We start from the raw sequence: 24,602 nt of genomic DNA on the forward strand, positions 1-24,602 counted from the left end.
CACGGCTACGGTTTCAGCCGTATCACAGTGGAAGGATGCGTGAATAGTGCGTGAATTGTTACAGTTATATTGCTCGCTACAGCGTCCGGGCGATCAGCAGCTTCATGATCTCGTTCGTGCCGCCGTAGATGCGCTGGACGCGGGCGTCCTTGTACAGCTGGGCGATCGGATATTCGATCATATAGCCGTAGCCGCCAAAGAGCTGCAGCATCTCGTCGATGGTCTCGCCCTGGATGTCCGTGACCCAGTATTTGGCCATGGAGGCCGTGGCGGCGTCCAGCTGACCCTTCAGGTGCAGGCCGATGCAGTGGTCGACGAAGACCTTGGCGACCGTCAGCTTGGTCTTGATCTCGGCCAGTTTGAACTGGGTGTTCTGGAAGTCGATGACCCGCTTGCCGAAGGCCTTGCGTTCCTTGACGTAGGCCAGCGTCGCCTCCAGCCCGCGCTCGGCGGCGGCCACGCCCTGAACGGCGATGTTCAGCCGCTCCTGCGGCAACTGCTGCATCAGCTGGACGAAGCCCTGTCCCTCAGTGTCGCCGATGACGTTCTCCAGCGGAACCTTCACATCGTTGAAGAACAGCTCGGAGGTGTCGTTCGCCTCCATGCCGATCTTGTGCAGGTTGCGCCCGCGCTCAAAGCCCTCGGCGCCGTCGGTTTCGAGGCAGATCAGGCTGGTGCCCTTGGCGCCCTCGGCCGGGTCGGTCTTGGCGACGACGATGATGAAGTTGGCCAGCTGGCCGTTGGTGATGAAGGTCTTGGAGCCGTTGAGGACATAGTGGTCGCCCTGTTTGACGGCGGTGGTCTTGACCCCCTGCAGGTCCGAGCCCGCGCCCGGCTCGGTCATGGCGATGGCGCCGACCAGTTCGCCCGACTGCAGGCGCGGCAGCCAGCGCGCCTTCTGCTCGGCCGTGCCGTAGTGCCAGATGTAGGGCATGACGATGGCGTTGTGCAGCGAGACGCCGAAGTGGTCCGCGCCCTTCCAGCCCAGCTGGCGCATCAGCACCACCTCGTGCCGGTAGTCGCCGCCGAAGCCGCCGTCCTCTTCCGGCAGCGACAGGCCCAGCAGGCCCGCTTCACCCGCCGCCGTCCACAGACTGCGCGGCACCGAGGACTCGGCGATCCACTGCTGGAACTTTTCCTGCGGGGCGTGCTCGTCGACCCATTTGGCGACGGAGTCGGAGAAGAGGACGATCTCCTCTTCCTTCATGAAATCGGGTTCGGGGCTGTTAAGCACGTTCATGGATTTTCCTCTCCTCCCCATCCCTGATGGGGAGGGGGACCGCCCCCGGGCCTCGCCTGCGGCGAGCCCGAGGACAGGCTACGCGGTGGAGGGGGCGACTCCGCCGCAAAAAATGTCAGGGCGCGCCGATCTTGCGCGTCGGCGTCGCCCCCTCCGTCACGGCGCTGCGCGCCGCGCCACCTCCCCATCAGGGATGGGGAGGAGACTGGACGTCGTGCCTCAGAACGCCTCGGCGGGCATCTGCATCAGCACTTCGGCGCCGGATTTCAGCTTCTTCAGGTGCGCCCCGGCGTCGGGCAGGATGCGCTCGACGAAGTAGCGGCCGGTCATCAGCTTGTTGGCGTAGTAGGGATCGGCGTCCCCGGCGGCGATCTTGGCCTGCGCGGCCTTCGCCATCTGCGCCCACAGGAAGGCGTAGGCGGTCAGGCCGAAGATGTGCAGATAGTCGGTCGATGCCGCCGCCGCGTTGTCCGGGTTCGCCATGCCGTTCTGCATCAGCCACATGGTGGCCTCCTGCAGCTTCTTCTTGGCGTCGGCCAGGCCGTCGACGAAGGGCTTGATCGCCTCGTCGTCGCCGTTCTCGCTGACGAAGGCGTCGATGTCGGCGAACCAGCTCATGATGGCGCGGCCGCCGTTGGCGGGCAGCTTGCGGCCGACCAGATCCAGCGCCTGAATGCCGTTGGTGCCTTCATAGATCATGGTGATCCGCGCATCGCGCAGATACTGCGAGGCGGGGAAGTGTTCGGTGTAGCCCGAACCGCCGTGGACCTGCATCGCCAGCGAGGCGACGTGGAAGCCCTTGTCGGTCAGATAGGCCTTCAGCACGGGCGTGATCAGGCCCATGTAGTCCTTGGCCTTGGTGGCGACGGCTTCATCGGCGGCCTTCTGCAGGTCGGCCTGAAGCGCGGTCCACAGGATGAAGGCGCGGCCCCCTTCGACGAAGGCCTTGGCTTCCAGCAGCATCCGGCGAACGTCCGGGTGGACCATGATCGGGTCGGCCGGGCCGTCCGGGTTCTTCGATCCGGTCAGGGCGCGGCCCTGCAGGCGGTCGTTGGCGAACTCGACGGCGGCCTGATAGGCGGCGTCGCCGATGGCCAGGCCTTGCAGGCCGGTGCCCAGACGGGCCTCGTTCATGACCACGAACATGTTGTTCATGCCGCGGCCTTCTTCGCCGATCAGCCAGCCCTTGGCGTTCTCATAGGCCATGACGCAGGTGGCGTTGCCGTGGATGCCCATCTTGTGCTCGAGGCCGGCGCAGGACACGCCGTTGCGCTCGCCCAGAGAACCGTCCTCGTTCACCAGGAACTTGGGCACGACGAACAGGGACAGGCCCTTGATGCCCGGAACCGCGCCTTCGACGCGGGCCAGCACCGTGTGGATGATGTTGTCGGCGAAGTCGTGCTCGCCCGCCGAGATCCAGATCTTCTGGCCGGTGATCGAATAAGAGCCGTCGCCGTTCGGAACCGCCTTGGTGCGGACCATGCCCAGATCGGTGCCGCACTGCGGCTCGGTCAGGTTCATGGTGCCGGTCCATTCGCCCGACGCCATCTTCGGCAGATACTTCTGCTTGATCTCGTCCGAGGCGCTGGCCTCGATGCCGTGGAAGGCGCCGCTGGTCAGGCCCGGATACATGGAGAAGGCGGCGCTGGCGGCGGCGGTGAACTGGCCCACCGCGCTCGACACGACCGAGGGCATCCCCTGACCGCCGAACTCGGTGCTGAAGCCCAGCGAGGGCCAGCCGGCCTCGACCATCTGGTGATAGGCTTCCTTCCAGCCCTTGGGCGTCGTCACCACGTCGCCGTCGATGTGACAGCCTTCCAGATCGCCTGGGCGGTTGATCGGGGCGATGACCTCTTCGGCGAACTTGCCGCCTTCCTCGACGATCTGGTCGATCAGGTCGCGCGACAGGTCGGCGTCGGGCAGCTGGTTGCCGTAGTTCTCGACCTGCAGCACGTCATGCAGGACGAAGGACAGGTCGCGGACGGGCGCCTTATAGGTCATGGGATCACGCTCTCGCTTTGAAGGTCTGATAGTGGTCTTCGGGGTCGTTGAGGCGTTCGCTCAGCAGGCTGGCGTAGGCCTCTGCGCCCGGCAGAAGGTCGGGGCGGTGTTCGCTCAGGGTCTTTTCCATCCAGGCGCAGGCGGCTTCGGCCGTTTCGATTGCGCCTTCGATGTCTTCCAGTTGCTGCCGCAGCGCCTGAATGCGGGCGCGATGACGGGGCAGGGCGATGGCCATCTGATGGACGTTGTGGTCCTTCTGGTCATACAGATCCAGCATCTCCTGGATCTCGACCAGGGTGAAGCCGATGCGCCGCCCGCGCATGATCAGCTTCAGCCGGGCGCGGTCGCGCGGGCCATAGACACGGGTCTGCCCCTTGCGCGAAGGTGTCAGCAGGCCCTTGTCCTCATAGAAGCGCAGGGCGCGCGCGGTCGCGCCGAACTCGCGGCACAGCTGCCGTATGGAGTAGGTGCGATGATCGTCTGCCATGGACATGACGACTCCATAACTTGACGCGGACGTAAAGGGAAGCTTTCCGCCCGGCCTCCTACGAAGTTGTGAACGGCGCCCGCCTTGCCCGTGTGACGCGAGGTCGGCCGCGCGGCGGTCCTGCAGACACGAAAAAGGCCGCAACCGGGGGCGGTCGCGGCCTTCGTCATTCGCAGGCCCTCAGGGGGAGGGGGAGAAGCGGACCTGCAAATCTTTTCGGCGTCTGCGGCTCAGAGCTGGCGGTTTCGCCGCAGCCACAGCACCGGCGCCGTGATGGCGATCAGAAAGACATTGGTCAGGCTCAGGCCCAGGTTCAGGCTGACGGCGTGAAAGCCCAGGGCGGCGATTTCCAGCACCAGCAGGCCCGCCGCCGCGATCAGCACCGGCAGGCGCCCGATCTTCCACGAAATCACCGGCGCCAGGATCAGCACCGCCAGGGCGATTTCGACCACGCCCACACCGCGCACCACGGCTTCGCCGGTCAGGGCGGGCCACTGCATCAGGACGATCAGATTCTCCATCGATTCCGTCAGCTTGGCGTAGCCGGCGGCGATGAAGAACATGGAGATCCAGCCCTGGAAGGTCCAAAGCGTGATGTTCAGATAGTCAGCGCGGGCGCGCGCGTGATGCTGGGGCAAGGTGGTCGTCGTCATGGCCGTAACCGTTAATTCGCAACAGTCACAAGATCAGTTTCTTTAAGCTGTTTTGCAACCGCCTGAAACAATCTGTGATCCGACGGTTCGAGGAGGCCGTCACAAGGGCGCCGATCGCATGGAAAGCGAGACGCAAACCCCCTTCAGCCCGCCGGATCGCAGGGATTTAGGCGTGGATCGGATTCGAGTCAACGGTCGATGACATCAATTGATGACATGGGCGACGCAACCCAATATCTGCTCATCCCCGCGGAGGCGGGGACCCAGTTTTTTGGCTAACAGGCGCGCGTTCTAGATGTGGCCGCCCGATGCGTGCGGCGCTCTAACTGGGTCCCCGCCTCCGCGGGGATGAGCGGGATAATCAAAAGGCCCACGCCTCCCGCGCCGCCTCCAGCCGCGCCAGCTTGGCCTTCAGCGGCGCCCAGTCGTCGGCCGTGTCGATGGCGCTCCACAGGGCCTCGACTTCATCGATCAGCATCTCTTCGGGTTCGGGCGCGGCGAACATCGGATGCTCCAGCCGCTCGGGCCGATCCGGCTCATGCTCCATCAGGGCGAAGCGGAAGGCGTCGAAGGCCTCGCCCTGATAGGTCTTGCCGCGCACTCCGCCCAGCGCCCGCGCCGCCGAGCTGAAGCCGCCGAACCAGTCGAAGAAGATCGGCTCCCAGCGCAGGGCCTCCTTCTTCTCGCGCGCGAGGGCCAGGGTGGCGTCCAGCAGCCGCTGATCCGCCGCCTCGCCCAGACTCTGCACGCCCAGCCGGTTCAGGAAGGCCGCCCGCAGATGGCGGATATAGGCCGGGCCGAAGGCGTTCAGCGCCGCCGCCAGCGGTTCCGGCTCGGCGATCAGCTTCAGACAGCCCGCCAGCTGCGTCAGGTTCCAGAACACCGCCTCGGGCTGGCGCGCGAAGGCGTAGAGGCCGTTCTGGTCGAAATATGCGGCGGTGAAGCCCGGCTCATAGTGCGGCAGGAAGCGCCACGGGCCGTAGTCGAAGCTCTCGCCCGTCACGTTCAGATTGTCGGTGTTCAGCACCCCGTGGACGAAGCCCGCCGCGATCCATTTCGCGGTCAGCGCCGCCGAGGCCTCCACCACCGCGCCCAGAAAACCCGCCGCGTCGCCCGGCGCGACCGCCGGATGATACAGGCTGCGCGCGTGCTCCATCAGCGCTTCGATCTGGTCCTTTCGGCCATAGTATGCAGCGCGCTGGAACGTCCCGAACCGGATATGGCTGTGCGACAGCCGCACCATGACGGCGGAGCGCGTCGGCGACGGCTCGTCGTGCCGCTCCAGATCCTCGCCCGTCTCGATCAGCGACAGGATGCGGCATGTCGGAACGCCGAGGCTTTCAAGCATGGCCGCCGCCAGCGCCTCGCGCACGCCGCCCTTCAGCGTCAGCCGCCCGTCCGCATGACGCGACCAAGGCGTTATGCCCGAACCTTTGGTGCCCAGATCGAGAAGGCGGGGGTTTTGAGTGTCCCTATCGCCTTGCTCGCGGAGCAAGGCTGCTTCAGGGACTTCCCGCATCTGCGCCGCCAGAAAGCCGCGCCCGTCGCCGATGTCGGGGTTGTAAACGCGGAACTGGTGACCGTGGTAGCGCATGGCCACGGGGCCGGGCTGGCCGGGCAGGGGCTCGAACCGGCCGAAGTGGGCGACCCACTCCGCGTCGCTCAATGTCTCCAGCCCGACGCTCGCCGCCGCACGGTCGTTACGCAGGCGCAGCGTCGTCTGGGGAAAGGCGGCGGCATCAACGGGATCGCCATAGTCGGCGCCCAGTTCAGAAAAGCGGGGTTCGGGGCGATAGGCGGGGGAGACGGGCATGGGCGGCAGATGCCCCTTCGCCGCGCATTTCGCAACCGCGCGGCCGATCGGGCGCGCCGGGGTTGAACCTTCGGCCCCGATCCGTATTTTCACCGGCAGACATCAGGCCTCGCGCGATCCCACCGCGAGGTCAGGCTGGCGCCGTTTCATGCGTGCGAATCCGGTCCGGCGTCCGTCGATAACCTGACGCCACGACAGACCCTCTCATCGTTTCGGAGACCTTCGTGGCCAGAAAACTCACGCTCGATTTCCTCAAGACCGAGGCCGGCTCCGGCGCCGTCCTTGGCTTCGCCGCCATCGCGGCGCTGATCGTCGCCAACTCGCCGTGGTCGGCCGACTATTTCGGCTGGCTGAAAAGCGTCCATGCTGTCCAGATCGGCCCGCTGCGGCTGGAAGAGACCGTGTCCGACTGGATCAAGGAAGGCCTGATGGCCGTCTTCTTCCTCGTCGTCGGGCTGGAGATCAAATACGAGATCCTCAAGGGCGAACTGAGCAATCCGAAGAAGCTGGCCCTGCCCATTCTGGCGGCGCTGGGCGGCATGGCGGTTCCGGGGCTGGTCTATCTGGCGGTCGCCGGAGCGCTGGGCGGGCCGCATCAGGGCTGGCCCATTCCGCTGGCCACCGACATCGCCTTCGCCCTGGCGGTCTTCGCCATGGTGGGGCGCAATCTGCCGTCGTCCCTGCGCGTCTTCCTGCTGACGCTGGCCATCGTCGACGACCTGGGCGCCATCGCCCTGATCGCCATCCTGTTCAGTCAGGGGGTGCAGTGGGGGCCGTTGCTGGCGGCGCTGGGGCTTATCGCCGTCTTCGCCATTCTGGGGCGTCGCCGCATGGCCGCCGCCTTCTGGGTGCTGGGCTTTGCGGCCGTCTGGTATCTGACGGTGCTGTCGGGCCTGTCGACCTCTCTGACCGCCGTGGCCTTCGCCCTGATCGTGCCGGTCAATCCGCGCCGCGAGACGTCCCAGAGCCCGCTCAAGGACGCCATGCACGACCTGCACCCCTATGTGGCCTATCTGGTCCTGCCGCTGTTCGCCTTCGCCAAGGCGGGCGTGTCCTTCGCCGGCCTGTCGCTGGAACAGGCCTTCGCCCCGCTGGTCATCGCCATCGCGCTCGGCCTGTTCGTGGGCAAGCAGGTCGGCGTCTTCGGCGTGGCCTGGCTGGCGGTGAAGCTGCGTCTGGGCGACAAGCCGTCGGGCGCAGGCTGGATGCAGCTTTATGGCGTCAGCCTGCTGTGCGGCATCGGCTTCACCATGAGCCTGTTCATCGGCGTGCTGGCCTTCCCCGGCGCCGTGGACTCGCCCGAACAGATCGAGGTCAAGCTGGGCGTGATAGGCGGCTCGCTGCTGTCGGTCGTGGCGGCGACCGTGATTCTGGCCCTTGCCGAGGCCGGGCGGAAGAAAAGACGCGAAGAAAAATCAGTCGCTTCGGCTGACTGATCGGCGATAACATTGACCTAACGTCAGTATATTTGTCTCTTTCTCGCCACAGGTGGGGCGGGCTTGGGTGAAATTATCGTTCCCCAAGTGGCGTATCCTTGTCGGTGACTCGACCATGGATTACCCCTTTTGATTGAGAACCCGTGGCGTTCAAGGACTGCGGGTCATCAGGGACAGGAATCGCGCACGGCCGCGAATGCGGTCGGGCCCATAGAGTCGGGGAGCCGCCTAATGCGTTTGAACCACATCCTCCGCTGCACCGCATCGGTCGCCGTTGTCGGCGTCGCAGCCTTTGGTTTCGCCGGGGCGGCCGCCGCCCAGGACGGCCCCACCACGGTCGACGACATCATCGTCACGGCCCAGAAACGTGAACAGAGCCTGCAGGACGTGCCGATCGTGGTCACGACCCTGTCGTCCGAGGCGCTGGACGGCGCCGGGGTGCGCGACATCAAGGATCTGCAGATCCTGACGCCGGGCATGACCGTCACCTCGACCCAGTCTGAAACCGCCACCACCGCCCGTATCCGCGGCGTCGGCACCGTGGGCGACAACCCCGGTCTGGAAAGCTCGGTCGGCGTGGTCATCGACGGCGTCTATCGCTCGCGCAACGGCGTCGGCTTCGGCGATCTGGGCGAACTCAGCCGTATCGAGGTGCTTAAGGGGCCGCAGGGCACCCTGTTCGGCAAGAACACCTCGGCAGGTGTCATCAACATCATCACCGAGGCGCCGTCCTTCACCCCCGGCTTCAGCGCCGAGGCCACCTACGGCAACTTCGGCGCCTGGGGTCTGGCGGGCGCCGTCACCGGCCCCATCACCGACAAGATCGCCGGCCGCCTCTATATGGCCAAGCGCGAGCGTGACGGCTTCTATGACGTCATCACCGGCCCCGGCCCGCGTCAGGAAACCGACGATCAGAACCAGGACTTCTGGACCGCCCGCGGCCAGCTGCTGATCCTGCCGTCGGACGACGTCTCGATCCGTGTCATCGCCGACTATTCCAAGCGCGACGAATACTGCTGCGTCTCGACCCAGATCCGCACCGGCCCGACCTATCCGATCATCGCGGCGGTCGGCGGCCAGCAGACGCCGCCCGCGCCGGGCTACGGCAAACTGCCCTTCTCGCGCACGGCCTACGCCAACCGCGGCACCGGCCAGACCATGGAAGACATGGGCCTGTCGGTTGAGGCCAACATCGACATCCCGTCGTGGAACGCCACCTTCACCTCGCTCAGCTCCTGGCGGAACTGGTCGGGCGACAACGGCATGGACCTCGACTATTCGACGGCCGACCTGCTGTATCGCCAGAACGACGGCGGCTACGGCTTCGAGCTTGAAAACCTGACCCAGGAGTTCCGCCTGGCGGGCGCCACCGACCGCCTCGACTGGCTGGTCGGCGCCTTCCTGACGCGTGAGAATATCGCGCGCGCCGACAGCTATTGGTACGGCGCCGGCTATACGCCCTATCTCTCGCTGCTGCTGGGTTCGCGTCTGAACCTGACCAATCCGGCGGCGGTGAACTGCGTGACCGGCGCGGGTGCGACGCCGATGGGCATCGTCGGCTGTCTGACTGGCGCTACGGCGCCGACAGGCCCAGGCTTTGGTGTCGGTCAAGGCGTGAAGGATCACTATAGCCAGACGACTGAATCCATCGCCTTCTTCACCAACAACACGGTGAAGCTGACGGACAAATTCGATGTCACTCTGGGCCTGCGTTATTCAAACGATAACAAGCGGCTGTTGGCTCTCCAGGACAATGTGGGCGTCAATGGAGCGGCCTGCGGCGGCGCGCTGGGCAATGCTGCGGCCATCGGCGGCGCCATCGGTATAGCGAATCCTTCGCTGACGCCTGCGCAGATCCAGGGTCTTGCCTCGACCCTGGTCGGGACCATCTGCCTGCCCTGGGCCAATCCCCAGTTCGACAATCGCGGCATTTCAGAGTCGAACAACGGCGGCGAGTTCTCGGGCACGATCAAGGCCAGCTATCGCTTCAATGACAGCGTCATGGCCTACGGGTCCTTCGCGCACGGCTATAAGTCTTTCGGCTACAACATGGACCGCGTGCAGACGGGCGTGACGCCGACGTCGTCGCTCTACTTCCCGTCCGAGACGGTCGACAGCTATGAGGTCGGGCTGAAGAACACCCTGTTCAACCGCTCGGTCCTGCTGAACCTCACCTACTTCCATCAGACGTTCGAAGACTTCCAGCTTAACACCTTCCTGGGCACCGCCTTCGTGGTGGAGTCGATCCCCGAGGTCACGACCAAGGGCGTGGACGCCGACTTCGTCTGGTTCACCCCGGTCGAGGGCCTGTCCTTCTCGGGCGGCGTGACCTACGCCGACACCAAATACGGCCACTTCACAGCGGCGGACCTGACCAACCCCGGCAACTTCCCGCAGCTGTCGCTGCTGCCGGGCGCCCGCGCTTCGTTTGCGCCGGAATGGTCTGCCACGGCCTCCATGGCCTTCAACCGTTCGATCGGTTCGGGGCTGCAGATCGGCATGAACCTGTCGGCCAAATACTCGACCGAGTTCAACACCGGCTCGGACCTGCTGCCCTACAAGATGCAGGGCGCCATGACCCTGCTGAACGGCCGCATCACCCTGGGTTCGGAAGACGAGCGCTGGGCGGTGGACGTGTGGGGCCAGAACCTGACGGACGAGGAATATATGCAGGTGGCCATCAACGCCCCGCTGCAGGGCTCGGCCTTCCAGACCACGGTTCAGCCGAACGGCACCTATTACAACCCGGCCGGCGACACCCAGACCTACAACGCCTTCATGGGCCAGCCGCGCACCTATGGCGTGACCCTGCGCGTCCGCTATTGATCCAGCGGAACGTCTGAAACCAGGGGGCGGGTCGGAGCAATCCGGCCCGCCTTTCTTCATTCCGCACAACCTTCTCCCTCCCCGTTCCGGGGAGGGTGGTCGCGTAGCGACCGGGTGGGGAGGGCCGGGCGATGCTAGCCTCGACATTATCGTGGACCCGCCGCCACCCCGGTCTCTGCCCCCGAATAGCCTTGCCGCCCCCACCCGGTTTCGGCTTCGCCTCAACCTCCCTCCCCGGCCCGGGGAGGGAGAAAGCCGCCTACGAAAAAGCCCCCGGCCTTGCGACTGGGGGCTTTCCTGTTTTCAGCGCCTGGGCTCTCGCCTCACTCGGCCGGGGTGTGGCTTTCCCCCGCCATCCGCCGCTGTCCAGCGAACATCCGGTGCAGCAGCCGCCGTCCGAAGCCTGCGATGTCGTCGACGATGGTGAACACCGCCGGGATGTAGAGCAGCGACAGGAAGGTCGAAGAGATCAGCCCCCCCAGCACGGCCACGGCCATCGGCGAGCGGAACTCGACGTCGGCGCCCCAGCCGATGGCGATGGGCACCATGCCCGCCCCCATGGCGAAGGTGGTCATCAGGATCGGCCGGGCCCGCTTGTGGGCGGCGTCCATGATGGCGGCGAACCGGCTCAGGCCGCTCTTCTCGGCCATGATGATGTAGTCGACCAGCAGGATGGAGTTCTTGGCTGCGATCCCCATCAGCATCAGCACCCCGATCAGGGCCGACATGGAGAAGCTCTTGCCCGCGATCACCAGGGCGATGAAGGCGCCGCCGATGGCCAGGGGCAGGGCCGCCATGATGGTGACCGGATAGGCGAAGCTTTTGAACAGTAGCGTCAGCACCGCATACATCAGCAGAATGCCTGAGATGAAGGCGATGCCGAAGCCGACCAGCATCTCCTGAATGAACTCGGCGTCCCCGGCGGGCACCTGACGCACGCCCTCGGGCAGGTCCTTCACAGAGGCCAGCTTGTTGACCGCCTGACCCGCCGCGCCGGTAGTCGTGCCGTCCAGTTCCGCGGTGATCGAGGCGATGCGCGAGCGATCCTGACGGCTGACGGTGGCGGGGCCTGCGCCGAAGTCGATATCGGCCACGGCGCTCAGCGGCACCGAGGCGCCCGAGGCCGTCGGCACGCGCAGCGTCTCCAGCACGTTCAGGTCTTCACGCGCTTCCTCGGTCAGTTGCAGGCGGATCGGGATCTGCCGGTCGCCCAGATTGTATTTGGGCAGGTTCTGGTCGACGTCGCCGATGGTGGCCACGCGCACGGCCTGGGATATGGCCCCGGCCGAGACGCCCAGCAGCGCCGCTTCGTCCGGTCGCGGCGTGACCAGGATTTCCGGGCGGGCGATGGCGGCGGTGTTGACCACATTGGCCAGCCCCGGCACCCCGCGCATATCGGCCTCCACCTTGCGGGCGGCGGCCTCCAGCGTGGTCGGATCGTCGCCCAGGATGGAGAAGGTGTAGCTGGTGCCGTCGCCGGGGCCGCCGCCCTGTTGGGCGATGCCGGCGCGGATGCGGGCGCCGGGGATCTGCTTCAGCTCATCGACCATGACGCGGGCGAAGGCCTGCTGGCTCAGGTCGCGCTTACCCTTGGGCGTCAGGTCGGCATAGACATTGGCCTGATTGACCGTCTGGCCGCCGACGGCGGCGTAGACCGAGACGACTTCGGGCCGGTCGTTCAGCGCCCGCGTCACGTGCTGCACCACGGCGTCGGTCTGGCGCAGGGTGGCGCCCGGCGGCAGTTCGATCTGGAAGGCCGCGCGGCCTTCGTCGGCGGGCGACATGAACTCGAACGACATCTTGGTCGCGATCGACAGCCCGATGGAGCCGAACAGGAAGGCGCCGCCCATGATGAAGACAATCCAGCGGTAGCGCAGGCACCACTTCAGCGAGCGCAGATAGCCCCCCATCCAGAAGGGGTCCTTGTCCTCATGATGGCTGTGTTTCAGCATATAGGCCGCCATCAGCGGCGTCAGCAGACGCGCCACCACCAGCGAGAAGAAGACGCTGATGCAGGCGGCCAGCGCAAAGGCCTTGAAGAACTGGCCGATGATGCCGGGCATGAAGCCCACGGGCGCGAACACGGCGATGATGGTGCCGGTCGTCGCCACGACCGCCAGACCGATCTCGTCGGCGGCCTCGAAGGCGGCGTCATAGGGCGGCTTGCCGTCGCGCATGTGGCGGACGATGTTTTCGATCTCGACGATGGCGTCGTCGACCAGAATGCCGATCGTCAGCGACAGGGCCAGCAGCGTCACCACGTTCAGCGACTGATCCATCGGCCCCAGTATGGCGAAGGTCGGGATCAGCGACATCGGCATGGCCGTCGCCGCGATCAGGGTCGCCCGCCAGTCGCGCAGGAAAATCCACACCACGATCACCGCCAGCACGGCGCCGAGGATCAGCGCCTCCAGCGAGGCCATGTAGGATTCCTCGATGTATTTCACGCTGGAGGTGACCTGTTCGATGGTCAGGTCGGGGTGGGCCTTTTCGATCTTGGCGACCTCGGCGCGCACCTTTTCGGAAATCTTGACCTCGCTGGCCTCGCGTGAGCGCAGGAAGTTGAAGGTCACGGCCTCCTGACCGTTATAGCGGGCCAGACGGCGCGGCTCGCCCCATTTGTCGACGACCGTGCCCAGATCGCCCAGACGCACGCTCTTGCCGTCGCCGACAGGCACCAGCGTCTCGCGCAGCTGCTCGACCGAACCGGCGGCGCCCAGCGTCCGCACGGCGCGCTCGGAACCGGCGATGGTGACGCGCCCGCCCGGCAGGTTGTTGTTGACGTTGGTCAGGGCCTGACTGACCTGGGCCGCCGTCACGCCATAGGCGCCGAGGCGCTGCGGATCCAGTTCGACGCGGATCTCGCGGTCCACCCCGCCGGAGCGGTTGACCTCGCCGACGCCGCCCAGCGCCAGCAGGGCGCGGCTGACCTCATTGTCGATGAACCAGCTGATCTGTTCCGGCGTCATCGTGGGCGAGCGGACCACATAGGTGATCAGGGCGTCGCCGGTGATGTCGATGCGCTGGACCGTCGGCTCCTGCATGTCCTGCGGCAGGCTGGCGCGCACGCCGCTCATGGCGTTGCGCACGTCGTTGGTGGCGCGTTCGGTGTCCGTGCCCAGTTCGAACTCGATGGTGGTCGTCGAGACCCCGTCCGAGACGTTGGAATAGATGTGGCGCACGCCCGACAGGCCGGCGATCGAATCCTCGATCACCCGCGTGACCTGCACCTCCATCTCGGTCGGGGCGGCGCCGGGGCGCGCGGCCGTGACCGCGACCAGCGGGAAGTCGATGTCGGGGTTGTTGTTGATCCGCATCCCGGCGAAGCCGGTCACCCCGCCCAGCGTCAGCAGCAGGAACAGCAGGATGATGGGGATGGGGTTCTTGATCGCCCAGGCGGAAATCTGGTGCATGGCCGGGCCTTACTTCTTGGCGGGCGCTTGGGGCGCCGGGGCCGGAGCGGGCGCCGTGGCCGGTTTCGGCGCGGCCACCGTCACCTTGTCCCCGTCGTTCAGGAAGCCTGCGCCGGCCACCACGACCCGCACCCCGGCTTCCAGCCCCTCGACCGAGGTCTGGTCGTCGCGCCGCGACAGCACCGTCACCGGAACGAAGCGCACCGAGGAGCCGGCGTTCAGCACGAACACCCCCGACTTGTTGCTGCGGTAAAGGACCGAGTCGGTCGGCACCACGGTCGCCGGGCGGGCGCCCGCCTCGATGGCGGCGCGGGCGAACATGCCGGGTTTCAGCGCGCTGCCGGGGGCCAGGCTGATGCGGGCCAGACCCAGCCGGCTCTGGGCGTCGACCTCGGGCGTGACGATGCGGACCGTGCCGGTGGTTGAACCGGCCTGGCTGGAGGTGACGGCCGCGCTCTGACCGGCCTGGATCAGCGACAGTTCCGTCTCGGGCACCTGGGCGTCCAGCTCCAGACGGCCGTCGCGCACCATGCGGAACAGTTCGGTTCCGGCGGTGATGATCTGGCCCTTGGTGACGCTGCGGCTGATGATCAGGCCGCTGACCGGCGCGCGGATGGTGGCCTGCGACAGGCGGGTCTGCGTCTCCGACAGCGACGCCCGCGCCGAGGCCAGATTGGCCGCCGAGGCGCGCTGATTGGCCAGAGCCGTGTCCAGCGACGCCTGACTGAGGAAGCCGCGCGCCTTCAGTTCCTGCGCGCGAGACAGGGCGGCGTCGTCGCGGGCGACATTGGCCTCGGCCGTCTGCACGGCCGCCTGCTGCTGCTGCAACTGGGCCTTCAGCAGCACGTCGTTCATCTGCACCAGCGGCTGACCCTGCCGGACATAGGAGCCTTCGTCGACATAGAGCACAGTCGCCGTCAGCCCGCCGGTCTCGGCGCCGACCGGCACCTCTTCCCATGCCGAAACCGTGCCCGAGGCGACCACGGTGCGGGGCAGGGCGACCGAGGTCGCCGTCGCCGTGCTGACGCTCTGGCGCGACGCGCCGTCGGGCTTTTCCTTTTGCTCGCCGTGCCCGCCGCAGGCGGACAGGGTCAGGCTGACGGCGATCGCCAGCGCAGCTGTCAGGGGCGCAGAGGGGCTCAGGCGGGCCGGAACGCGTCGAAAGATCGGCACGGGCAGATATCCTGGAAAGGTTGAGCGTACAGTCTGGGCGCGCGCCAACCTTCTGTCCGGCGTCGCGGGCATAGCAAGCCTACTTAGCCGTTCGTCGATCCGTGCTCAAACGACTCGTTTGTAATTACGCAGAAGTAATCTGACCTGCGACCGCGCGCCACGCATCGGCGACGGTTTCCGCTGTCAGGACCGCCGTATTAGGGCCGATCACGTTCCGGCAGAGCGGCGACCTCGGCCTCGGTCAGGGCGCCGGTCAGGCGCACATTGCATGGCATCCCTGTCGGCGCGCCTCCGGCCACCAGCCTCGTATAGTCGCCGGTGCACAGGCTGTTCATCCCGCCCATCGGCGCGAAGCCGATCGCCATGGCGGTGTCCAGCTCGGGGCACGACCCCATGACCGACAGGCGATAGACGGTCTTGTCCAGCCCGCGCACATAGACGTTGCGCGCATCCTGCGAGACGCGGAAGCTGCGGACATCGTTCTGATACAGGCATTTGCGCGGGGCGGCCTGCGCCGTCGCGCCGGTCCCGTCCGCGCCCTGAACCGGCGCGCAGGCCGTCACGGCCAGGGCGCCCAGAACAGCGGCCCCGGCAACGAAAGAAATAGGACGAGCGCGCATGGCGGTTCTCCATGAAGGCGGAAGGTCGATCCGGGCAGTCTAGCGCCGCGCGATGAACCTTACCCGTCAGTCGCTTTCAGAACGTGCGGCGGGTCTTGCGGTTGCCGATCATGGCGGCGCGGATCCAGCCGTCGCCCCATGTCGCGGGGCAGGGGCGAAGGCCGCTCCAGGATCATCGCCGCCAGATGCTCGCCCAGCAGGGGCGCGACGCAGAACCCTCGCGACCCCAGCCCCGTCAGCGCATAAAGCCCGGCCGCCCATGCGCCGCACAGCGGCAGGCGATCCGGCGTGGTGGCGCGCACCGCCACGCGGCGGCCGTGCGCCGCGCTCGGCGCCTGTTCAACCGCGGCCGCGCGCCGGGGCAGGGCGGCGGTCAGGGCGGCGCGGTTGCGGGCGCTGGCCTCTTCAGAGACTTCAGGCGCCGTCACGCCCCGATCATGGGTGGCGCCATACAGCATTCCGCGCCCCGTCGGCGCCGCATAGCCGCCCCAGGCCGCCGGGACCGGCCCGTCATCGTCGCCGTCTGTCTCGATCCAGTCCGCCTGACCTGCCACCGGCGACAGCGGCAGACCCGCCTCCAGCGCCGCCGAGCCCCAGCCCGCCGCCAGAACCACGGCGTCCGCCTCGACCACGACCGCGCCGTCCTGATCCAGCACGCGCCAGCCGTCCGCTGTCGGCTCCAGCTTCTCGACGCGCGCCTTGATCCGCGCGGCGCCCGTCAGCCACGGCTCCAGTATGGCGTCGGATCGCACGGCCAGCGCCTGCGCCATCATCAGCCCGCCGCGCGTCGTCGGCTCGCCCAGCCGCGCGGAACAGGCGGCGGCGTCCAGCCTCTGCATCGCGCCTTCGGGCCACAGCGTCTGGGCGGCGATCTTGTCAAAGCGCGCGGCGTCGCGCGGCGCCTGCTCCAGTTGCAGCACCCCCTCGGCCACGACGGCGCCGGGCAGGGCGCGATACAGGTCGCCGGCGCGGCTCAAGGCCTGCGCGTGCAGCCCCGCGATCAGGGCGTCGCCCGCGTCCAGCCGGGGCGTGACCAGCGATGCCGGAAAGCCCGAGGCCCCTGCGCCCGCTTGCCCGGCCTCGACGACGGTGACGCGCGCGCCCTCGGCGATCAGGGCGCGTGCGGTCGCGGCTCCGGCGATCCCCGCGCCGATAACGGCGACGTGCGGGAGCCGTTCGCCCGGCGTCTCGCCCGCCATCCGCGCTTCCAGCCGTTCACGCTTGCGCCCGTGGCCGGGCTTCTTCTCGACGGTGAAGCCATGCTCGGCCAGTCCGCGCCGCACGGCCCCGGCGACGGTGAAGGTGGCCAGCCGCGCCCCCGGCCGCGACCGCGCCGCGACCTGCGCCATGATCTGCGGCGACCACATGCCGGGGTTCAGCGCCGGCGAAAATCCGTCCAGGAACCAGGCGTCGGCCGCGCCGGACCACTGTTCCAGCGCCCACGCGACATCGCCGACAGCCAGATCGATGCTCGCGCCCCACTGGGGCAGGTCCAGTCGGTGAAAGCCGGGCGTCCCGGCGGGCCAGACCGCCAGCACGCCCGCCGCCGTCTCGGCCAGTTCGGGCCATGCGGCCAGCGCCCGCGCCGCCTCTTCGCGCGTCAGGGGAAAGCCCTCGATGGAGAAGATCTTCAGCCGACCGCCTTCGGGCCGCGCGCGCCGCCACAGGTCCAGCAGGGCCACGATGTTCAGCCCGGTGCCGAAGCCCAGTTCGCCCACGGTGAAGACGGATCGCCCGGCCCATGCGTCCGGCAGGCCGCAGCCTTCCAGGAAGACGGCGCGCGTCTCGGCCAGACCGTCGTCCTTCGAGAAATAGACATCGCCGAATCGGCCCGAACGCGGCGAGCCGTCCTCGGCCCACAGCAACTGCGGCGAGGCGCCGTCCTCGGGCGTTTCGGATGCGGCGTCAGGGGGCGTGTCGGGCGCGGCGTTCATGACGGCCGGTCTATCGGCCTCTGCCGCAGGACGGAAGCGCGCCGGAAAACGGGAGGAAGAAAAACGGGCAAGAAAAAAGGGACCGCCCGAAGACGATCCCTTTCTCCATCACGACCGTGAGGCCGTGATTTAAGACTGTGAAGTCTTAGGCAGCCGGGGCGGCCGGAGCAGCAGCCGGAGCGGCGGCGTCGGCAGCCGGAGCAGCGGCGTCAGCCTTGGCGGCTTCGCCAGCGGCTTCGCCAGCAGCGGCGGCAGCGTCGGTGGCGGCGGCGTCGGCCGTAGCAGCGGCGTCGGCAGCGGTGTCGGCAGCGGCGGTCGCGTCGGCAGCGGCGTCTTCAGCCTTGTCGGTGGCGGCGGGTTGGCAAGCAGCCAGGGCCAGAGCGGCGGCCGAAGCGGCGATCAGAGCGGTGATGCGCATAGGTTTCTTCCTTCAGAAGGTAAAGCGAGACCATGAACCTCGCTGGAGGGGAGATAACGGGTTCGTGAGCGGAAGTGCAAGCGATTTCTCACGGGTTCGTGAAGAACCCCGGGACAGCAGGCTTTGCGCCCGTTCCGACCGCTTCCAGCCTGGCCGTTTGGCGCCGGAATCAGGCGTCCGACGGGGCGCCGGCCAGGGCTTCTTCCATTTCGAGGAAGGACGGCTGGGCCGCCGAGGGGATGTCGCCGCGGCCGATCTCGACCGAAATCTGCGCCGCATTGCCGTGCAGATGGGCCACCAGCACCGACTGGATGATGCGGTAATAGGCGGCTTCCTCGTCGATGATGGCCTTCAGGCGCGAGGCGAACGGCCCGACCAGACCATAGGCCAGGAAGACGCCCAGGAATGTGCCGACCAGGGCGCCGCCGATCATGCCGCCCAGAATCTCCGGCGGCTCGGTGATCGATCCCATGGTCTTGATGATGCCCAGCACGGCCGCGACGATGCCCAGCGCAGGCAGGCCGTCGGCCAGGGTCTGCAGGGCGTGCGCGGGACCCAGCGCCTCGTGGTGGTGCTTTTCCAGCTGCTTTTCCATGGCGTCCTCGATCTGGTGCGGATCCTCGAGGTTCATGGTCATCATCCGCAGGGTGTCGCAGATGAAGTCGGTGGCGAAGTGGTCCTTCAGCACCTTGGGGTATTTCTGGAAGATGGCGCTTTCGGCGGGCTTTTCGATGTGGCTTTCCAGAGCGATCACGCCCTTGGACTTCATCGTCCGCGTCAGCTGGAACAGCAGGCCCAGCAGGTCCTTGTAGTCCTGCTTCTTCCACTTCGGCCCGGCGAAGCATTTGCCCAGACCGGCCAGCGAGCCCTTGATGACGCCCATGCTGTTGGCGATCAGGAAGGCGGCGATCCCGGCCCCGAAGATGGCCATCAGCTCATAGGGCAGCGAATAGAGGATGGTCGCCATCTTGCCGCCGTGCAGCAGGAAGCTGCCGAACACCATGACGAACAGCAGGACGATGCCGATGATCTGGAACATGACGGGCGCGGGTGTCCTGCACGTGAAAAAGGCTCAGGACGCCGGTTATCGTCGTTAATGCTTAAGGGCGCGTTTCAGGAATCCCGGTTCGGCACAAAAACAACAGAGACCCTCTCCCGGCGGGAGAGGGTCTTGTCTTACAGCCGCGTCGCGCCGCTCAGGATCGCTTCGCGCGCCTTGGCGGTCAGCTTCTGGTATCCGGCCTTGCCGCCGCGCACCCAGATGGGGCCGTCGACCTTTTCCGGGTCGAAGCCGTCGGCGACCAGATCGACCTTGCGGTATTTGAACGTCCCGGTGGTGTCGGCCGACTTCAGCATCCGCACGAACACCGGCCGCGCATAGGTCGGCAGCTGCGCGTCGGTCCATTCGGCGAAGGCGGCGGCGTCGAACTTCTCGTCCAGCACCAGGCCGACCATGCCCGCCTTGCCTTCCTGACCCGGAACCTCGACGCCATAGGCGATGACTTCCTGCACGCCGGGCGCTTCGGACAGGCGCTGTTCGACCTCGGCGGTCGAGACGTTCTCGCCCTTCCAGCGGAAGGTGTCGCCCAGCCGGTCCATGAAGTAGATATAGCCCTCGCGATCCTGACGCATCAGGTCGCCCGTGCGGAACCAGCGGTCGCCCTTCTTGAAGACGTCGCTCAGGATCTTCTTCTCCGACGCCTTCTTGTCGGCATAGCCCGAGAAGTCGTGGCGGATGTCGGTGCCGATCTGGCCGATGGCCTCGCCTGTCTCGCCGGCGGCGACCGGCACGCACAGGCCCGCCGGACCGCGCAGCGGTTCGCCCGTTTCCGGGTCCAGCGCGATGATGCGGATGTTGATCTGCGACTTCAGATAGCTGGGCACCCGGCCGATGGCGCCCGCCTTGCCGTCGAAGTTGAACAGGGAGACATTGCCCTCGGTCGAGCCGTAGAACTCAAGGATGTCCTTGATGCGGAACCGGCTCTGGAACTCGGGCCAGACGTCGGGGCGCAGGCCGTTGCCGAACGCCAGGCGCAGCTTGTGGCCCTTTTCGTCCGGGTGTTCGGGGCTGTTGATCAGATAGCGGCACAGCTCGCCGATATAGACGAACATGGTCGCGCCCGTGGCCTTCACATCGGGCCAGAAATGGGTGGCCGAGAAGCGTCGCCGCGTCACCATCCGCCCGCCGTTCAGCAGCACCGATCCGACGCCGACCAACCCCCCGGTCGAGTGATACAGCGGCAGGACGTTGAACAGGGCGTCCTTCGGCGTCGAGGCCGTGGCCCCGGCGAAGGCGCGCATATAGGTCCGCACCCGCGAATGCGGCATCCGCGCCGCCTTGGGCAGGCCGGTCGTCCCCGAGGTATAGATATAAAGCGCCGTGTCCCTGTTGGTCATGCCCTGACGCAGCGAGCGGTCGGGCCGCACGGACGAGGCGCTGCGCACGGCGTTGTCCAGATCGCGGCGCTCGTTCGTCTCGTTTTCCTTGCCCAGACCGTGGACCCAGATCATCAGATTACGGTCGATCAGGCCGCGCGCATCCTCGACCGCCTGCCAGCAGTCCTCGTCCGTCACCACATTGAAGGCGGTCGAAATGGTCAGGCAGTGGGCCAGGGCCGCGCCGGTCAGATTGTTGTTGATCAGGGCGGTGGCCACCCCGACCTTGGAAAAGCCGAACCAGGCCGCGACGTATTCCACGCGGTTGTGCATCACCAGGGCGATGACGTCGCTGCGCTTCAGATTACGGCTCTTGGCCCAGTTGGCGTAGCGGTTCGCCAGGGCCTCGAACTCGCGATAGGTCAGTTTGCGGGTCTCGTCCTCGACCGCGATATTGGGGCCGAACTTGTCGACGGCCTCTTCGATGTCGTCACAGGCCAGCACGTCGCTGTCGAGGGTGATCGGCTTGATGCGCTTCAGAAGCCTGAACAGCCCCCCAGCGAACTTGATGTCACGCCGGATATTCGCCGCCAGTCCCATGGATACGCCGCCTCTTCCAGATCATTCCGCTGGTTAAGGTTGATGGACGGCGCACCGCGTCGGGTCAACCGGTCGACCGGCGCGCAGACCGTGTAGAGCGAAAGAAAAGCGGCCTTAAAGTGTTCGGCGCTGACCTTGCGGCAAGATAGAAGCCTCCCCAGGGTCAAGCTGCATCGGGGCGATTTTGACGCAGGGGCGCCCTTGAGCCGGGCCCGGCGCCTGCCTATCTGCGATCGCCGAAGCCGGGAGGGCTCCATGACAGCCGTCATTTCCATTCAGGGTCTGACCAAGACCTACAAGTCCGGCCATCAGGCCCTGAAGCGCGTCGATCTCGAGATTGAAAAGGGCGAGATTTTCGCCCTCTTGGGGCCGAACGGGGCGGGCAAGACGACGATGATCTCCATCGTCTGTGGCATCGTCACCCCCTCGACGGGAACCATCATCGCCGACGGTCACGACATCCAGAGCGACTATCGCGCCGCCCGCACCAAGATCGGCCTTGTGCCGCAGGAGCTGACGACTGACGCCTGGGAGACGGTCTGGGCCACCGTCACCTTCAGCCGGGGCCTGTTCGGCAAGGCGCCGAACCCGGCCCACATCGAACAGATCCTTCGCGACCTTTCCCTGTGGGACAAGAAGGACGCCAAGATCATGACCCTGTCCGGCGGGATGAAGCGCCGCGTCATGATCGCCAAGGCCCTCAGCCATGAACCCGACATCCTGTTCCTCGACGAGCCTACGGCGGGCGTCGACGTCGAGCTGCGCCGGGACATGTGGGCGCTGGTGCGCAAGCTTCGGGACCGGGGCGTGACCATCATCCTGACCACCCACTACATCGAGGAAGCCGAAGAGATGGCCGACCGCGTCGGCGTCATCCTCAAGGGCGAGGTCATCCTGGTCGAAAAGACCGCCGACCTGATGCAGAAGCTGGGCCGCAAGACCCTGACCCTCAACCTGCAGGAGCCGCTGGCCGCCCTGCCGCCCGAACTGGTCGACTGGCCGCTGGAGCTCAGGAACGACGGCGGAGAGATCGAATACGTCTTCGATTCCAACGCCGAGCGCACCGGCGTCCCGTCCCTGATGCGCCGCCTGTCGGACCTCGGCATCGGCTTCAAGGATCTCAGCACCCGCCAGAGCTCGCTCGAAGACATCTTCGTCGGCCTGGTCCATCAGGATCGGGAGGCCGCGTGATGGCGTTCAACGGTTACGGAGTCTGGGCCATCTACCGCTTCGAGATGGCGCGCGCCCTTCGCACCCTGTGGCAGTCGCTGGTGACGCCGGTCATCACGACCTCGCTCTATTTCGTCGTCTTCGGCGGCGCCATCGGCAGCCGCATGACCGAGGTGGACGGCGTCCCCTACGGCGCCTTCATCGTGCCGGGGCTGATCATGCTCAGCCTGTTCACCCAGTCGATCTTCAACGCCAGCTTCGGCATCTACTTCCCCAAATTCACGGGCACGATCTACGAGATCCTGTCCGCGCCTGTCTCGCCGCTGGAGATCGTCCTGGCCTATGTCGGGGCGGCGGCGACCAAGTCGGCGATCCTGGGCCTCATCATTCTGGCGACGGCGGCCTTCTTCGTGCCGCTGGAGATATTGCACCCCTTCTGGATGCTGGCCTTTCTGATCCTGATCTCGACCACCTTCGCCCTGTTCGGCTTCATCATCGGGGTCTGGGCGCAGAATTTCGAGCAGCTCCAGTTCGTGCCCATGCTGATCGTCACGCCCCTGACCTTCCTGGGCGGCGCCTTCTATTCGATCGACATGCTGCCCGAGGGCTGGCGCACGGTCGCCCTGTTCAACCCGGTGGTCTATCTGATCTCGGGCTTCCGCTGGGCCTTCTACGGCGTAGGCGACGTCAGCGTTCAGATCAGTCTTCTGGCGACGCTGGGCTTCTTCTTCGGCTGTCTGGCGGTGGTGGGCTGGATCTTCAAGACCGGCTATCGTCTGAAGAACTGAGGGCCACGAAAGCGCCGAACTCGACGCTCACCGTTTCGTCCTCTATCGCCTTTTCGACCTGATGCGCGCCCGGCCCGGGCGCCGGAGACCGAATGTCCGACGCCGACGACAAGCCCCAGCCGACCGACGCCCCGACGCCGGAACAGCCGCCCGAGCCCTTCCGCCGGGGCCAGATCACCTGGGGCCGCCCGCCCCAGTCCGCCTTCCACGTCGGCCCTCTGCCGCGCTCCGAGGCGATGGCGCGCCTGAACGCCATGCCGCCCTTCCCAAAGGCCGGTCAGCCGCAGAAGGGCCAGCCGCAACAGGGCCAGCCTCAACAAGGACGCCCCCAGCCGTCCGGCCAGCCCCTGAGCGCGCCGCGCCCGGCGCCGGCGTCGAACGTGCTGGCCGGCTCCATGATCCCGCGTCGCCGTCCCGAGGCCGTGACGCCCCCGGCGCCGCCAGCCGCGCCGCAAGTCGCGCCTCAGCCTGAACCGCAGATTACGGCTGAAGCTGTGGCGGCGACCGCGCCTGCCGTGGCTCCTGCGCTGACGCCCGCGGTCACGCCTGCGCCCGCATCGTCTGAGGTCGTGCCTGAAGTCGCCGCACCCGCCATCGCTTCTTCGGCCGCCGCGCCCGTGCCCGAGGCGTCTGCTGTCCACGCGGCCCCGGTCGTCACATCGAAACGCCCGGCGCGCTCGCGTCTGCCGCTCTATATCGGCGTCGCTGCTGTCGCCCTGCTGGCGGCTGCAGCGTGGATGTTGACCCGCGCCGACCGTGACAGCACTGAGCCGGAAGCGCCGCCCCCTGCCGCGCCGGTCGAGGCCGCGCCCGCCGCTGCTCCGGTCGAGCCTGCTGAGGCTGCGACTGCGACCCCGCCGCCCGCCGCGGCTGCGCCCGCGCGTGAAACCCCGGCGCCGTCTGCTGAACCCGGTTCTGCGTCGCCGCGTCCTCAACCGGCGCCGCAAGCCGCGCGTCAGACCCGGCCGTCAACGCCGCCGCCCGCCGCCCGGCCCCAGACACCGACACAGACCCAGCCCACGCCCGCGCCTCAGGCGCCTTCGGTGCAGCCTTCCGTTCAGACGCCTGCGCCCGCTCCGGTCGTGGTGACGCCGCCCGCCGTCTCGTCGGCCACGCCTCCGGCGCCGGTTCAGGTCGAAGGCCCGCCGCCGACCGAGGCCCGTCCGGTTCCGAACGACCCGAACGCCCCCATCGTCACGCGTCCGCGCAAGCTGGACTGACGCAGGCCGGGGGCTATTTCAGCGGCAGATAGCCCCGTTCGACCATGCGGCGCAGGCCGTCATAGGCGGTGGTCAGCTCTTCATAGGCGGTGCGCGCCGCGGTCAGGCGGGCCACCTGATCGGGCGTCGCCGGAGCGCCGGAGTCGGCCAGCCGCACGGCCTCGGCGGCCCAGCGCGCCCGCGCCTGCGCCGTCAGTACGGCCAGCTTCTGAAAGGCGCCCACGTCGACATGGCTCAGGGCGTGGCCGATCAGTTCGCGGTTGGCCACATAGGCGGCGTAGTCGATCTGATCCAGCAGGCCGCGCAGGCGGCGCTGCTCCTGCGGCTCCATGTCCTCGGGCATGAAGTGATCGCTGGAACGGCGGCGGGACTGGGTCAGCATGGTCGACATGACGGCCTCGGACGGAACAGCGGCGGATCGCAGCGGAACAGCC

General features: G+C 67.1%; 18 protein-coding genes. 5 read left to right on the forward strand and 13 right to left on the reverse strand.

Translation table 11 applies throughout. From position 1 onward, the window contains the following. Nucleotides 1–76: 76 nt before the first annotated feature. From ABE454_RS15125 to ABE454_RS15145, 5 genes are all read right to left on the reverse strand, one after another. Entirely contained in the window at nt 77–1,240 is a 1,164-nt protein-coding gene (locus tag ABE454_RS15125) for an acyl-CoA dehydrogenase family protein (protein ID WP_346532933.1), read from the reverse strand. A 219-nt stretch (nt 1,241–1,459) separates the two neighbouring features. Further along, the gene (locus tag ABE454_RS15130) at nt 1,460–3,241 is read right to left on the reverse strand and encodes an acyl-CoA dehydrogenase C-terminal domain-containing protein (protein ID WP_346532934.1); all 1,782 of its coding nucleotides are present in this window, start codon (nt 3,239–3,241) and stop codon (nt 1,460–1,462) included. 4 nt (nt 3,242–3,245) lie between these two features. Further along, nucleotides 3,246–3,734 carry a MerR family transcriptional regulator gene (locus tag ABE454_RS15135; RefSeq protein ID WP_346532935.1) on the reverse strand — a complete coding sequence of 163 codons (489 nt, stop codon included), beginning with the start codon at nt 3,732–3,734 and terminating at the stop codon, nt 3,246–3,248. Between the two features lie 224 nt (nt 3,735–3,958). Continuing rightward, nucleotides 3,959–4,381 carry a DoxX family protein gene (locus ABE454_RS15140; RefSeq protein ID WP_346532936.1) on the reverse strand — a complete coding sequence of 141 codons (423 nt, stop codon included), beginning with the start codon at nt 4,379–4,381 and terminating at the stop codon, nt 3,959–3,961. Between the two features lie 361 nt (nt 4,382–4,742). After that, nucleotides 4,743–6,194, reverse strand: a complete 1,452-nt coding sequence (locus tag ABE454_RS15145) for a protein adenylyltransferase SelO family protein (RefSeq protein ID WP_346532937.1) — start codon at nt 6,192–6,194, stop codon at nt 4,743–4,745. A gap of 224 nt (nt 6,195–6,418) precedes the next feature. Between ABE454_RS15145 and nhaA the strand changes: the two genes are divergently transcribed. Continuing rightward, complete coding sequence (nhaA, locus tag ABE454_RS15150) at nt 6,419–7,630, forward strand: Na+/H+ antiporter NhaA (RefSeq protein ID WP_346532938.1); 1,212 nt, start codon at nt 6,419–6,421, stop codon at nt 7,628–7,630. A gap of 231 nt (nt 7,631–7,861) precedes the next feature. Beyond that, nucleotides 7,862–10,456 (forward strand): TonB-dependent receptor, encoded by a 2,595-nt coding sequence (locus tag ABE454_RS15155; protein ID WP_346532939.1) that lies wholly within the window; start codon nt 7,862–7,864, stop codon nt 10,454–10,456. Nucleotides 10,457–10,779: 323 nt separating this feature from the next. On the opposite strand, the gene ABE454_RS15160 is transcribed toward ABE454_RS15155, so the two are convergent. The 7 genes from ABE454_RS15160 to ABE454_RS15190 form a co-directional block, all read right to left on the reverse strand. Then, entirely contained in the window at nt 10,780–13,869 is a 3,090-nt protein-coding gene (locus ABE454_RS15160) for an efflux RND transporter permease subunit (RefSeq protein ID WP_346532940.1), read from the reverse strand. A gap of 9 nt (nt 13,870–13,878) precedes the next feature. Next, complete coding sequence (locus tag ABE454_RS15165) at nt 13,879–15,042, reverse strand: efflux RND transporter periplasmic adaptor subunit (protein WP_346532941.1); 1,164 nt, start codon at nt 15,040–15,042, stop codon at nt 13,879–13,881. 197 nt (nt 15,043–15,239) lie between these two features. Continuing rightward, nucleotides 15,240–15,662: a DUF6491 family protein gene (locus tag ABE454_RS15170; protein ID WP_346532942.1), complete on the reverse strand. Its 423-nt coding sequence runs from the start codon at nt 15,660–15,662 to the stop codon at nt 15,240–15,242. A gap of 59 nt (nt 15,663–15,721) precedes the next feature. After that, on the reverse strand, nt 15,722–17,596 hold the full coding sequence (gene mnmC / locus ABE454_RS15175; protein WP_346532943.1) for an FAD-dependent 5-carboxymethylaminomethyl-2-thiouridine(34) oxidoreductase MnmC: 1,875 nt from the start codon (nt 17,594–17,596) through the stop codon (nt 15,722–15,724). Between the two features lie 145 nt (nt 17,597–17,741). Continuing rightward, nucleotides 17,742–18,014, reverse strand: a complete 273-nt coding sequence (locus ABE454_RS15180) for a hypothetical protein (protein WP_346532944.1) — start codon at nt 18,012–18,014, stop codon at nt 17,742–17,744. A gap of 169 nt (nt 18,015–18,183) precedes the next feature. Continuing rightward, nucleotides 18,184–19,053, reverse strand: coding sequence for a flagellar motor stator protein MotA (gene motA / locus ABE454_RS15185; RefSeq protein ID WP_346532945.1), 870 nt, complete (start codon nt 19,051–19,053; stop codon nt 18,184–18,186). Between the two features lie 137 nt (nt 19,054–19,190). Continuing rightward, a complete protein-coding gene (locus ABE454_RS15190; RefSeq protein ID WP_346532946.1) occupies nt 19,191–20,990 on the reverse strand; it encodes a long-chain-acyl-CoA synthetase in 1,800 nt (599 codons plus the stop codon). A gap of 255 nt (nt 20,991–21,245) precedes the next feature. Here ABE454_RS15190 and ABE454_RS15195 point away from each other — a divergent pair, with 255 nt between their 5' ends. From ABE454_RS15195 to ABE454_RS15205, 3 genes are all read left to right on the forward strand, one after another. Then, the gene (locus ABE454_RS15195) at nt 21,246–22,181 is read left to right on the forward strand and encodes an ABC transporter ATP-binding protein (RefSeq protein ID WP_346532947.1); all 936 of its coding nucleotides are present in this window, start codon (nt 21,246–21,248) and stop codon (nt 22,179–22,181) included. After that, a complete protein-coding gene (locus ABE454_RS15200) occupies nt 22,181–22,948 on the forward strand; it encodes an ABC transporter permease (RefSeq protein WP_346532979.1) in 768 nt (255 codons plus the stop codon). The genes ABE454_RS15195 and ABE454_RS15200 overlap by 1 nt, the downstream gene beginning before the upstream one ends. A 92-nt stretch (nt 22,949–23,040) precedes the next feature. After that, on the forward strand, nt 23,041–24,168 hold the full coding sequence (locus ABE454_RS15205; protein ID WP_346532948.1) for a hypothetical protein: 1,128 nt from the start codon (nt 23,041–23,043) through the stop codon (nt 24,166–24,168). A 13-nt stretch (nt 24,169–24,181) separates the two neighbouring features. Here ABE454_RS15205 and ABE454_RS15210 read toward each other — a convergent pair whose 3' ends face one another. Then, entirely contained in the window at nt 24,182–24,559 is a 378-nt protein-coding gene (locus tag ABE454_RS15210; RefSeq protein WP_346532949.1) for a hypothetical protein, read from the reverse strand. Nucleotides 24,560–24,602: the final 43 nt, after the last annotated feature.

Source organism: Brevundimonas diminuta (genome assembly GCF_039673845.1).
Classification (GTDB): Bacteria; Pseudomonadota; Alphaproteobacteria; order Caulobacterales; family Caulobacteraceae; genus Brevundimonas; species Brevundimonas diminuta_E.